The organism is Mesonia sediminis (assembly GCF_042684705.1).
GTDB classification, from domain to species: Bacteria; Bacteroidota; Bacteroidia; order Flavobacteriales; family Flavobacteriaceae; genus Mesonia; species Mesonia sediminis.
In genome coordinates this window covers 499,368-512,073 of record NZ_JBHULZ010000041.1, presented here as the reverse complement: position 1 = coordinate 512,073, position 12,706 = coordinate 499,368, and the positions used below count along the sequence as shown (strand labels likewise).

Below are 12,706 nucleotides of genomic sequence, written 5' to 3'. Positions count from 1 at the left end.
TTTGAATTGTCTCTATTGATTTTAATTGTATTTTCTTTTTATAAACCACTTATCATTTAGTGATAAGCCCACAAAGAAACTAAAAAACTTTTCTTCAACCAAGTTGTTTTTGGTAGTGCCTCTTTGGCCATATTCAACTCCAAGGTTGATATTGGTTAAAAAGTCTCCTGCTGGCAATCCAACTCCAAAAGATATGCCAAACTCATCGATACTCTCTTGATTAATCGCTAAACCTAACTCCTCATAACGTAATCCTGCACGGTAAGTAACTCGTTTAAAATACCCTGTAACATCATTAAAATTAGGTATATAATATCCTCCTAATTTATAAGAATGTGCCGTATTAAACGCTACATTATTTAAACTATACGAACGATTTGAAAATTTATTCGCCTCGGTAATTTGGTATTCAAATCCGGCAAACCACTTTCTAGGTTGCCCTATACCCGCACCAAAACTTGAGACTGCACCTAGGTCTAACTCACTATCGGCTACAGCGATCTCACGTTCCTCTGCCACTAACTCATCATCTCCTAAATTAAGCACAATAGTAGCCAATTGTCGTTCGTTTTTTGCATTTAAAGTACTAGCTGGCGCATAGGTTGCAGATGCTGTTAACTGCAATTTATCTGTTAGCATTTTCTCATAATGTGTACCAAAATTAAATCTAAAACCGCTAAGGTCTGATCTATTCTTTTCTCGGGTACCAAATTGAACGTTCTGTTGTCTTAAAATACTTTTATTCTTTATGTTACCAAAGTAGTAACCACCTTCAACCCCTACGCTAAGCTCAGGTAAAACTTGATAAGCTGCTCCTAAGTAAAGTTTGTTCACGCCACCACTTCCGCTAAAGCTAGCTTCGCGATCCTCGGTGAAGTCACCCATTTCGTAACCTACAGAGCTAAATGGTTTAAGTCCAAAACCAAAACCAAATTTACCTGCAGGAAAAGCTAGAGCAACATAATCTAATCCTGTAGCGGTAACTTTACTTTCTGAAATATTATCATTTATGGTATTGCTAGTATGCGAGGCACCAACACTAAAAGTGGTTAAACCTAAACCAGCATATCCCGCCGGATTCTGTAGGTTGATATGAATACTATCTGATTTGATGCCCAAGCCACCCATAACTCTATTTTCTACGGTACCGCTAAACTTATTGGTACCCACCCCAAAAAAGGAGTATGGCGATGCGGTGTTATCTTGTGCAAATCCTGCAAAACCTAGAAAGGTTAAGAGAATAAAAAATGTTTTTTTAATCATTTATTTAAATTAAATTCTAAAATGTAGTTTAATCCTTTGGCCAGAAAATTGGGCGCTGCAAATATGCTATTTTTTAACCGCTTAGACAAAATTTCGTGGTCTCCCCCAGTAAAAATAACTGTTAAATCGCTGTATTTTTTCTTATAATCATCTATAAAGCCATCTATTTCTCTAGCCAATCCTTCAGCTGCGCCAATCTGCATTCCTGTTTTAGTATCATCTCCTATCAAGGGCAGATCATCAAAAGGCTGATCTCGTAGATCTGGCAATCCAGCGGTAAAAGAATGCATGGCGGCAAATCGCATTTTTAAACCTGGCGAAATTACCCCTCCTAAATATTCATTTTGATCATTTATAAATTCATATGTCACACAAGAACCAGCATCAATAACCAAAACATTACGTGCAGGGTAATAACCAACGGCAGCGGCAGCCAAAGCAATTCGATCTTTACCCAAAGTTCTTGGAGTGGCGTATAAATTACGAAAAGGAAGAGGGGTTGTTGCAGATAAATGTATAAAATCAATTTGTTGAGCTTTAAAAACCGATTCTAATTCAGGAATTACTACACTCACATTACAAATAATCGCTTTACGGATTAGATTTTCGAATAAAACTGAACTTATTTTTTCCAGCAAATCGTCACGCTCTACGCGCCACCAAGTAACAATATTATCCTGCTGAAAAACAGCCACTTTGGCAAAAGTATTACCGATATCTAAAATTAAATTGCTCAATCCCTTTCATTTTATTTCACAACAAATGTAGTTTTTTTTATCAAATTATTTGGTAGAATGTAAAAATGAATATATATTTGCCACCGCTTACAAGCACTGGTGCCTTAGCTCAGTTGGTAGAGCAAAGGACTGAAAATCCTTGTGTCCCTGGTTCGATTCCTGGAGGCACCACCGCAAAACCTCGACTTTTAGTCGGGGTTTTTTGTTTTAAACCGGTTATGCATTTTCTTAATATTATACACAGGGTTACCTTAAATAAATTCTATGTTGGAGAAACAATAGACATCCAAAATAGAATTAACAAGAACAATAAACATAGCTTTAATAAGTCATTCACAAAGGCTGCAGACGATTGGAAACTAGCACTCGCATAAATGCAGAAACATAACGACGCGCTTTATATAGAGAATTTCATTAAAAGAATGAAAAGCAAAAAGTTTATACTTAAAATTATAGAGCAGCCCGATATCTTAAAGGACATCATTAATAAAAAATAGTCCCTGGCTCTCCCGAAGCATAGGGACTAGAGGCACCACCGCAAAACCTCGATCTTTTGATCGGGGTTTTTGTATAATTGTCATAGCTAACTTATGAGGATAGACCGAAAAATATAGAGACAACCACAGAAAGAATAAAATAGCTCAATGACTTTAAACTATTAATTTATTATTCTTTCTTTGTCACCTTATACTTCAACACACTAAATTCCTCCTTTTCAAATTGTATACCATATTTTTCATTTAAAAAGTTTTGTAAAGAAGTAATGGACATAACTGAATCAAAGTTTATATTATATCCTCGTAAATTTTCTTGCCCTTTACCCGTAGTAACCTTTACCCCATATAGATCTTGAATAACACTGGCTAATATTATTAAACTTGCATTACGCATATTAACTAGGCTACCGTTTTGCTCTACACTAGTGTTTTGATTGTTTTCTGCCACATAAATATTTATTTTATTATTAGCTAGACCCAAAGTATAGCCTTTTTCTAACTTTTGATTTTTATTTATGTGTAAATCATAATAATCAACAAACTTTTTTAATATAAGGTTTTTATGCGCTGTGGCATCCTGGCCTCTATACTCTAAAGTGTAAAAATTTTTGTCAATGCTGGTATCAACAATAACATCTTTTAAATCAACATCTTGAAGAAAAGAAATTAAATGTCGCAAATCTGCTCCTCTTACTTCATAGCCATTTTCTAGTTTTTTATAGGAATAATAATTTGCACACTGAATATCATTATCTGCATTCGTTTTATTTTTACCTTCATAGATAGTAAAGCTAATAGAATCGCTATACACTTCATCTATAACCTTCACACTTCTTGCTTTATTCTGACAAGAAGCCAATACGCTAATTGCCATAAAAATGACCACTAGCGTATTAACTGAATATAAAATTCTAAGATTCATTAATAACAATATATTTATACATGTCCGTTTGAAAAACTTCATACTCCCCTGTTACCACTATGGGTTCACTAGAGTCAACTCCCAACTCTTCTAGAATTTCGGGATTATCAATAACAAAATCACTGGTTACTCTATAGTTCTCCTGATCAATCGAAACGGTTTTACAGGCAGAAAAAACAGTAAAAAAAATGATTACAATAATAAAACGTGAGGTCATCCTATAGCTTTCGGTAAAGTTAGCTAAATTTTAAGTAATCAAAAATTATTGAGTTTTAATTCATAAAATGTTATTTAGCTAACCTTTTTCGAGATTCAAAAAAATATAATGCCTTTTTATTTTCTGAAAAAAATGATTACCTAACTTATAATATTATTCAAAATATGGAAAAAAATCTCCCGCAATGGTATATTAATTATTATTTTTTCACAATAATTTTCTTAGTAACTCTTTCTCTTTTTTGAATTAATCTAGCTTTATCTCTACGATTATTATATTTACTCATAGTATCCATTAATACTAATTCATTAATAAAACCATCTATATAATGTACTCCCTCGTTTTTAAAGTTTATATTATGAAAAGGTATTTCTCCATTTCTTATTGCTCCAAAAGTATCTTTGACATTTTTGTTTAAGTATTCTTCAGTATAGTTAATATTATTCGTAGTGTGCATCATAAAACGAGCATACCTGGAATTTTCTCGATCTCCAAAATGAGTTACTATGGTATCTAAATCACTACTGTAAAACAACTTACCACTGTAACTCACACCAACTGTTACGGTATCTGGAAAACTTATTTTAAATTTTATACCTTTAGGTTTTTCAATTTCTTTAACCATTCTGACTTCATCTTGCATTTGATTTTTATTTTTTTCAGAATTTTTACAGGAAAAAAAAGTTAAGAATATTAGAAAGAAAGTTATAATTTGTATAAGATTATTATTCATTTTTTTTTACAAATACATCTTTCGAAAAGGGTAAATTTCTTGTAGTATATTTAAGTTCCGAATCATTTTCTAAATAGAGACCTAAGTTTTCATTAATAACACCGTGTATTGTATTGTATCCGGTTTCATTAAAAATTAGGCTGAAGAAAAATTTTCCATCTTCACATTTATCAGATTTACATTTATCAATTATAATCTTTCTGTGAGGGCTTTTATCTATATCTTTTAAATTAAGCTCTTTTTTAGACTGGTTGGTTAATAAATATAAAAGTATAACTTGATTATCACAAATTGTATTTTCTCCAAACCTTTTTAAATATTGGAATGTATCATATTTAATTTCGCCTTCTACTAGACTGCCTACCAAAACAGTATCGGGAAATTTGAAATCTAGTATAGGCTGACTTTCTGTGAAATCCTTATATTGATTATCATTAACTTCTTCTTTCAAGGTTTTCTCTTTTTTACAGGAAATTATGATTAGGAGAATTATTATTATTTTAATATTATTATTGCTCATATATAGAATTAATTGAATCGTTTTCTCTTGCTACTCTAGCTTGTATTTCTTGTGCGGTATTTAAAGAATCACTTCTTCGAACCATCTCAGTATAATTGGTTCTATTGATTCTTAAACCCTGTTGGTATCCCATGCCATAGGCCCCAACCCCATAAGGGGGGTCTACTCTACTAATTTTTGAATTTTGTACTGGCACTAGCGGATCTTGATCTTTTTTGTTTGATTGAGTTTCGTTATTTGGTTGAGCTTCTTCATTACTTTTATCATCACTCTTATTTCTCTCTTTCCAATAATTTTCAACAGCATCTACTACATTTGAGGCCCAGACTGCAAAACTTGCCGCATAATTTAAAGCCCATTTTTTAAAATCAAAGTTAAAAGAATACCAGTCTGATGCGTTCCAAGAGTGACTTCTGGTCTCATCTCTACTACTTCTTGTTGCGTGACCGCCTTCTACTCTATTGTCTCCCCAAATACTAGCATCGAAAGCATCCCAGTTAAACCAATCCCACCAAGAATCATCTCCCTGCTCCTCATCTGTCCCAGCCTCATCTCTTGATGCTGTTATTACTACCGTTTCTAAATCATGTTCATAAGCATAATCACCGTAGTCATCACTAGAAGGATAATATTCATCATCATTGACATGATCATCTCCTTGTCCTGGCTCGCCCTCAAGACCCTCCAATTCAATTTTCCAAATTGGATTATTATGTGCTGTTTGATAAGGACTTAGGTAATAAAATTTTTCTGCAATAGGGTCTACTCCAAAAAACCTACCAATATCTGGCATGTAATTTCTAAATCTAAAGGTTAACCAGTTTAATCCTAATTCCTCATTTTCTTCCTGACCAAGATAAGATTTATTATAAGCAAGATAATCAATTACACCATTATATCCTTTGTGCTTAAGACCAAAAGGATAATAATTATTTTCATCAATAATCTCTGACTCAAATTGTTTTAAATTGAAATTATCAATCATAAAATTTGTTAAATCACCATCATCAAAACTCCACATTTTTATAAATTGAATTTTTATTTTATTAGATGTAAAGGTAAAAATTCTATTCTTAGGATTAGTAGTACAAATAAACCAATTTATATATGATTTTACGCTTTTACAAACCAATCAATACAACGTATAAGTAAAATAGGATAATTGGTTTAACCTTTCCTAGTAATGACTCAATAATACCAAAAGCATATAATGTATTCAAACATTTGCAAAGTAAAATTTTAGACTGGTTAGTCCCATTTTTAGTCCGCCAATTATCACTTCTCTAATCTTTTATTAGTATTTTTCTTAGCTGGTGCTTTGGGCGATAGAGGTCCTAGCATAGACTCATCAAAGTAAACACCATTTTGGTGCATATCGGCTAGAATAAATTCATCTTTTTCTTGATCTGATTTTTTTAAACTGTTCGGATTCATAACTTTTTTTCTAAAACTTAGAATAAAAACGCCAAACAGAAAAAATACAAAGCTTTAATTCATAAGTAATTAACTATTGTTTATTACCTAAGAAAAATTAGATAATCAGGACTATCTTTTAAGCGTAAAGTGCGATTTAAACACTTTTATATTTCCCTGATATTTATACTCTACTTGAAACCAATAATCTGCAGACGGCATTTGTTTTCCGTTAAAAGAACCGTCCCAACCTCGCTTTCGCGGATTGGTAGAAGTAATTAATTTACCAAAACGATCGTAAATGTAAATTTTAGCCTCTGGATAATCGTACATATCGTTAATATTCCAATAATCATTTATTCCATCGGTATTTGGGGTGAAAAATTTAGGATAATTAATAACTTGAATCTCTTTAACTACCTCGCCACAATCGGCATATTTACCTTTAGCACGTACCAAATGAGGGCCAGAACCTACTCCAGTAAAATAAGGACTTTCTTGGTAAGGCTGATCATCGATTTGGTACATCATTTCACCCTCAGCTTTTATCAGCTCAACAAAAACCTCTGCTCCCCCAGAAAAGGGCTCAGACACATTAACTTTAATCTCTGGTCGGCTAGAGGCATAAACCTGAACCGAAGTTGCGTAATAGCCACAATCCTCTACATGGCTAATCTCTTTTAACTCTACCTCTATTTCAAAAGTACCTGCCTGAGTAACCTCAAAGTTAACTCCTTCATGCACCAGTTGATTTTCTAGGTACCAGTAGACATTGTACTTATTTGGATCAAGTCCCGTTTCTAGAAAAGCTGTTGACAATAGTTCACCTGTTTCCGGGTCTAAACATATAGCAGCCGGTTCTAAATTCAGTTGTTTTATCGGGAATATTTCTATCTCGAATCGGCCTTCACTTATGCAACCATCCATTAAAGTAGAAGAGGCTTGTACATAAAAAATATACTTTCCTGGCTTTGTTAAACGCAATGAATTTGGACTTACAGGTTTACTGAAGTTAGGATCTACAAAAAACCTAAAATCTTGATTTTCTTGAGCCAGATCTGGCAGATATAATTCTCCGCAGTGCGTATAGTGCTCAAAAGCGCTTAAATCTATTTTAGGTTCTACTTCTATCCTAAAAGAGGTTTGATCAAAACACGTAAATCGATCTCCTTTTTGAGCAAAAATATATACTGTTTTACTCTCTTTGATTTCGGTTCCAGGTTGAAGTTTCTGCCCCTTAGCATAAGGTTCGGTAAAATACTCCCCTACTGCTAATTGAGGCAACACAAAAGTCTCACAAGCAAGAACATCAGGTAACTGAGTTGCCTCTACGCCCTCTACATATACGGTAAATGAATCTTCATTGTCGCAACCCACTAAACTGCTAGACTCTTTATACAAAAATAACTTCTGAGTAGAGTGAATTAGGTCACCTGAAAAGTATTCACTTCCACTTCCATTAGGGCCACTAAAGTATTTTGCACCTGTTATCTCTGGTAATTCGTAAGTATCACAAGTATAAACATCGGCAAAATTAGGCACCACGGGTAAGGGAATTAAAGTTACGGTAAAAGAGGTCTCGCTCATACAAGTAGCGGTAGCATTATTGATAAAGATGGTTTGTGATTCTGCTATCACATCGCCTGGAGCCAGCATTTGCCCACCCCGTTTTTTCTCTGTAAAGTATTCACCATCTTGCAAAGGAGGCAAAACATAAGGAGTGCTTGCACACTGCACCACATTAGGCAAAGTGTCTACCTTAGGTTTATCAAAAATTGTCACCTCAAAGCTTTGGTTTGTTGTACAATTTGGCGATGTAGTGGTTTCTGCAAAATAATATATAGTCTGAGAAAACTTAATTTTAGTAGTTGATGTGAGTAAGTTACCTTGACCGTTGGGTAAGCTATAAAATCCACCTACTTCAACCTCGGGAAGTTGAAAAGCTCCACAGGAAACAACATCGTCAAGTTGAGGGGTTATGAATACAGTGAATTCTGATTCGTTTGCGCATCTACCATCAAAGTTAAAGGCATAAAGCGTGGTGGTCTCGGTGATGACTGTTCCTGGTAACAATTGGTCACCCGCACCGCCAGACTGTGTGTAATAATCACCATGAGTCAAGGCAGGTAAGGTGTAACTGTTACAGGTAATTACATCTGCTGGTTGATCTACTGGAGGCAAAGGAAAAACCTGAAAAGAAAAGGTATCTTCTTTACAGAATACACCATTCACTTCGGCATAATAATAAATGCTAGCGTCATTATAATAGATGGTACCTGGCGGAATTATTTTTCCGCCACCAGATGGTCCACCGGGCAAAGTATAAAAATTGCCCGCAGGTGGAGATGGAACCCGCATAAATTCGCAGTATTCATCTTTTATACCATACTCTTCAATGAGTTGAACCGTAAAACTGCTTTGGTTATAACAACCTGCATCTGTCGGACCGTTATAAATATAATAGGTTCCGCTTTCATCTATTACGTCGCCTGCAAAAAGCGGGGTTCCGCCACCTTGCGCTCGGGTAAAATAATTACCGTGTGTCAAGGGGGGCAAAGTGTAAGTACTACACTCAATAACATCGGGCAATTCATCTACCAAAGGCAAACCATTTACTTGAATTTGAAAACTGGTAAATACGTAACACTCGGGCATATATCTATCGGTTACTTTTACATAGATGTTCTGGTTATTTGAGCGTCGACTAGGAGAAACAGAAAAGGCTCGGTAATCTTGAATTTCATTTTGACCAGCTTCCAAATCAGCTTGACTGTAATAATATGCGAACATATAGTTTTGGGTGTAGCCTACTAAATCTTCGTTTACCTGAGTGAGATCTACCAGATGTATTTTTGTGATATCGCACAGTTGAATATCTTCTAACGGCCCTAAGTGAATTTTATCGGCTACTTCTAACTTAAAGTCGATGATTTGGGTACACCAATTATTATTATTTTTAGCTTTCAGTTTGATGTAAACACTTTGGTTGGGCGTACCCGCAAAAGCCGTAATATTTGCTGCCGGTATAGGCAAATCATTATTCAAATCTTGCAAACTGGCGTAATAAAAAAGCTCATAATCTGATGGCGAAACACCTAGAATCTGGTGATTATTGACGGTTAAATCCCAGAAATAATTAGCTCGATCGTCGTAACATATCTTTAAATTATTAGCTTCATTTATTTGCACTTGTGTCAATTGTATCTCGTCGGTTAAAAGACAACCTGTATTATTTTCGGTAACCTCAACACTATAATCCCCAGGATTGGTCACCGTAAGGGTATTGGTATTGGTGTAGTTCACCACGCTACCATTCATTTTCCATGTATGGTTATAAAGCTGAGTATCTAATCCCGTAGTCAAGGTTTTAGATTGCCCCAAACAAATGGCTTCATCGTCTCCAAGATTTACATTGGTTTGAAAACTACCTGCCTCCAAAAAAATGGCCGAATCAAAATTAGCATCGTTAGAATCTGCTATTAAAAGCTCTATTTTATAGGTATCACCTGGGACAATTTGAGCCGAGGCTTTCATCACCTTGGTATACCCGCGCATATTTAAACCAGCATTGGGTTGATTTACCAAATATTCACCGAACAAATGTTTATTATCTGATGAACAAGAATTGTTATAAGCCTTGTCTTTTATATTCTTTACAGAAACAGGGGTAGTTGTTCCGGGTATTACCGCTAGGTTTTGTGATTGACCAGTGTTAAGATTGGTCAATACAAACGCAAAAACATCACTAGATACACATTGCCACTGCCCATACTCATTTGAAGCAAAGACAAAGTTAAAACTGAAGTCATGAGACAACGGAACAAACTCAAATGATAAAAATGCCACGTCGGTAATTTGAGCGTGTTGCCCCGAGGCAGCATTTAAATTTTCTAAGTAGGCATTAGTATTTTGATTTATTTGAGAACTCAGGTGGTTCCCTGAAAACGGACCTTCGCTATGCTTTGCGTTTCCACTTCGAATAATCACGCCTTCCTCAATAGGAAAATTACTGTTGTTTTGAGAAAAATAACCAACCGCTTGACTAGATGACACCTCGGCATTGAATAAACTAGAACAAGCATTATTCAATAACATTTCACTTAAGTCTTGCGCATTATATGTATTCACATCTACCTGCACATTCTGACTAAATCCAATATTGAAGATCAAAAAAACAACCAACACAGCATATTTCATAGCAACTCCTAATTTATTCTTAAAATCGATGGCACAAATAATCGATTATCTTAATTTTTACACGATTAAAGGTATTTTATTTCGGGTAAATAACAAACAATTTTTTAATATTTTTTTAACATATTGTATTTTAGCGAATTAAAATGTCTTTATACAGATAAATCACTCTAGATAAAGTACTTGCAAAATCGATTTAAGGTTGTTTTTCGTCCTCATAAAACTATTATCTGTAGTTAAAGATCAATTTTGTACCTTTAATCCTAATTTAAAGGTTAAAAATTATGCGTTTTATTAATGAGACTTCTGTCTATTTAAAAGAAAAAGGATTTGAGGCACCAGAAATTGGTATCATATTAGGTAGCGGATTGAGCGATTTTGTGAATCATATCAATATTATTCAAGAGGTATCTTACAATCATATTCCGCATTTTCCTACTGCAACAGTTGAATTTCATAAGGGGAAACTTATATATGGTGAGTTAAGCGGAAAGAAAATTATGGTTATGCAAGGGCGATTTCATTTTTACGAAGGCTATACTTTACGGGATGTGACTTACCCGGTACGTATAATGAAAAATCTAGGAGTGAAACACTTATTGGTATCTAATGCAGCTGGCGGTTTAAATTTGAATTATAAGACCAGCGACTTAATGCTGCTTGAAGATCATATTAACTTATTAGGAGATTCACCTTTAGCTTTTAAAGGTGTTGCAAAACATGGAGAGCGTTTTGTAGATATGAGTAATCCCTATGACACTGGTATGCGCAAAAAGCTAATGAAAATAGCTAAGGAAGAAAACATTAAGCTACATCAAGGGGTGTATGCCGCAGTAAAGGGTCCGCAATTAGAAACCAGGGCAGAGTATAGGTATTTGAAACTGATTGGCGCCGATGCAGTAGGAATGAGCACCGTACCAGAAATTATTGTAGCCAATCATTTAAAATTACCTGTCATTGCTTTATCGGTTATTACCGATTTGTGTGATCCAGACCATTTAAAACCTGTGAATATTAAAAGTATAATGCAAGCCGCTAAGCAAGCTGAGCCGCAAATGATCACTTTATTCTGTAAACTCATCGCAAGTTTATAAAAAAAGAGGCGAAGATATCTCTCCGCCTCTTTCTAAATTTTAGATTTAATAGATTACCTAGAAATTTCTAAGATTTCAAAAGTAATCTTGCCATTAGGCACTTGAATCTCAGCTTCTTCACCTGCTTTCTTACCCAACAATCCTTTCCCAATAGGAGAATCTACCGAAATTTTACCGGCTTTCAAATCGGCTTCGCTTTGGGCTACTAATTTATATTGCATCTCCATATTATTGGCAAGGTTTTTTAGCTTCACCGTAGAATGGATTAATATTTTTGAGGTGTCTAGTTGTGATTCATCAATTACTCTTGCATTTGAAACCACCTCTTCTAGTTTAGAAATTTTCATTTCTAATAAACCTTGGGCTTCTTTAGCTGCGTCATACTCTGCATTCTCACTTAAATCTCCTTTGTCTCTAGCTTCTGCTATAGCCTGCGAAGCTTTAGGACGCTCAACGTCTCTTAAATGATCAAGCTCTGCTTTAAGTTTTTTCAAACCATCAGCAGTGTAATAAGATACTTTACTCATAACTTCATCGTTATTAATTATACTATAAAAAAAAGAATCCTACTCGCATAGGATTCGTTAAGACCAAAGATAATAAAATTAAATCAGTAAAACAATTTATATTCGCACACAAAAACTATTATGATGAAATACCTCAATTTTTTGCTTTTAACTTGCCTTCTTTTTGCGGGTTGCGATTCTGATGATGGCCGTTTAGACAACCCTTACTTGTCTGGAGCACCTGTAAATCTAGAAATAAATCTTAGACTACCACAATACACTCCTTTGTTAAATCCTGCTAATCCCGTTTTTATACCCAACCAAGGTAATGTTGGTATTGTTGTAATGAATACCGGCACAAACACCTATGTAGCTTTTGACGCCTCAGACCCTAACCACCCTATTTCATCTGATTGCTATGCCATGCAGCTAGAAGGGACTCGATTAGTTTGTGATTGTGAGCAAAATACCTACGAATTGTTTACCGGGAATTTTATAAGTGGTGAGAATTTGAGGTTCCCTTTGTATGCTTATCGTATTTCTAAAATAGACAACAACACCCTAGTGGTGACTAATTGATTAAATTAATTCCCCCTCCTTCCTTTACGGA

13 protein-coding genes and 1 tRNA gene are annotated in these 12,706 nt (G+C 34.7%); 4 read left to right on the top strand and 10 right to left on the bottom strand.

Annotated features, from left to right (window positions below; genetic code table 11):
- Positions 1-21: 21 nt before the first annotated feature.
- Both ACFSQ0_RS10400 and ACFSQ0_RS10395 read right to left on the bottom strand, forming a co-directional pair.
- Positions 22-1,263 carry a hypothetical protein gene (locus ACFSQ0_RS10400; RefSeq protein WP_379047901.1) on the bottom strand — a complete coding sequence of 414 codons (1,242 nt, stop codon included), beginning with the start codon at positions 1,261-1,263 and terminating at the stop codon, positions 22-24.
- Entirely contained in the window at positions 1,260-2,000 is a 741-nt protein-coding gene (locus ACFSQ0_RS10395) for a type III pantothenate kinase (protein ID WP_379047898.1), read from the bottom strand. The genes ACFSQ0_RS10400 and ACFSQ0_RS10395 overlap by 4 nt, the downstream gene beginning before the upstream one ends.
- Positions 2,001-2,098: 98 nt before the next feature.
- On the opposite strand from ACFSQ0_RS10395, the gene ACFSQ0_RS10390 reads away from it, so the two are divergent.
- Positions 2,099-2,171, top strand: a tRNA-Phe gene (locus tag ACFSQ0_RS10390).
- Positions 2,172-2,218: 47 nt separating this feature from the next.
- Positions 2,219-2,374: a GIY-YIG nuclease family protein gene (locus ACFSQ0_RS10385; RefSeq protein ID WP_379047895.1), complete on the top strand. Its 156-nt coding sequence runs from the start codon at positions 2,219-2,221 to the stop codon at positions 2,372-2,374.
- Positions 2,375-2,666: 292 nt separating this feature from the next.
- Here the strand turns inward: ACFSQ0_RS10385 and ACFSQ0_RS10380 are convergent, their stop codons facing one another.
- The 7 genes from ACFSQ0_RS10380 to ACFSQ0_RS10350 all read right to left on the bottom strand — a co-directional run bounded on the left by ACFSQ0_RS10380 (position 2,667) and on the right by ACFSQ0_RS10350 (position 10,499).
- Positions 2,667-3,419, bottom strand: coding sequence for a hypothetical protein (locus ACFSQ0_RS10380; RefSeq protein WP_379047892.1), 753 nt, complete (start codon positions 3,417-3,419; stop codon positions 2,667-2,669).
- Positions 3,409-3,636 (bottom strand): hypothetical protein, encoded by a 228-nt coding sequence (locus ACFSQ0_RS10375; protein ID WP_379047889.1) that lies wholly within the window; start codon positions 3,634-3,636, stop codon positions 3,409-3,411. The genes ACFSQ0_RS10380 and ACFSQ0_RS10375 overlap by 11 nt, the downstream gene beginning before the upstream one ends.
- 199 nt (positions 3,637-3,835) lie before the next feature.
- The gene (locus tag ACFSQ0_RS10370) at positions 3,836-4,369 is read right to left on the bottom strand and encodes a hypothetical protein (protein WP_379047886.1); all 534 of its coding nucleotides are present in this window, start codon (positions 4,367-4,369) and stop codon (positions 3,836-3,838) included.
- Complete coding sequence (locus ACFSQ0_RS10365; protein ID WP_379047883.1) at positions 4,362-4,820, bottom strand: hypothetical protein; 459 nt, start codon at positions 4,818-4,820, stop codon at positions 4,362-4,364. Before ACFSQ0_RS10365 ends, ACFSQ0_RS10370 begins: the two co-directional genes overlap by 8 nt.
- 58 nt (positions 4,821-4,878) lie before the next feature.
- The gene (locus ACFSQ0_RS10360) at positions 4,879-5,910 is read right to left on the bottom strand and encodes an RHS repeat-associated core domain-containing protein (protein WP_379047880.1); all 1,032 of its coding nucleotides are present in this window, start codon (positions 5,908-5,910) and stop codon (positions 4,879-4,881) included.
- 254 nt (positions 5,911-6,164) lie between these two features.
- Complete coding sequence (locus ACFSQ0_RS10355) at positions 6,165-6,323, bottom strand: hypothetical protein (RefSeq protein WP_379047877.1); 159 nt, start codon at positions 6,321-6,323, stop codon at positions 6,165-6,167.
- Between the two features lie 111 nt (positions 6,324-6,434).
- Positions 6,435-10,499 carry a T9SS type B sorting domain-containing protein gene (locus ACFSQ0_RS10350; RefSeq protein WP_379047875.1) on the bottom strand — a complete coding sequence of 1,355 codons (4,065 nt, stop codon included), beginning with the start codon at positions 10,497-10,499 and terminating at the stop codon, positions 6,435-6,437.
- Between the two features lie 281 nt (positions 10,500-10,780).
- On the opposite strand from ACFSQ0_RS10350, the gene ACFSQ0_RS10345 reads away from it, so the two are divergent.
- Positions 10,781-11,590: a purine-nucleoside phosphorylase gene (locus ACFSQ0_RS10345; protein WP_370450892.1), complete on the top strand. Its 810-nt coding sequence runs from the start codon at positions 10,781-10,783 to the stop codon at positions 11,588-11,590.
- Positions 11,591-11,643: 53 nt separating this feature from the next.
- On the opposite strand, the gene greA is transcribed toward ACFSQ0_RS10345, so the two are convergent.
- Positions 11,644-12,117 carry a transcription elongation factor GreA gene (gene greA / locus ACFSQ0_RS10340; protein WP_147862259.1) on the bottom strand — a complete coding sequence of 158 codons (474 nt, stop codon included), beginning with the start codon at positions 12,115-12,117 and terminating at the stop codon, positions 11,644-11,646.
- A gap of 120 nt (positions 12,118-12,237) precedes the next feature.
- Here greA and ACFSQ0_RS10335 point away from each other — a divergent pair, with 120 nt between their 5' ends.
- Entirely contained in the window at positions 12,238-12,675 is a 438-nt protein-coding gene (locus ACFSQ0_RS10335; protein ID WP_147862258.1) for a hypothetical protein, read from the top strand.
- Positions 12,676-12,706 lie beyond the last annotated feature (31 nt).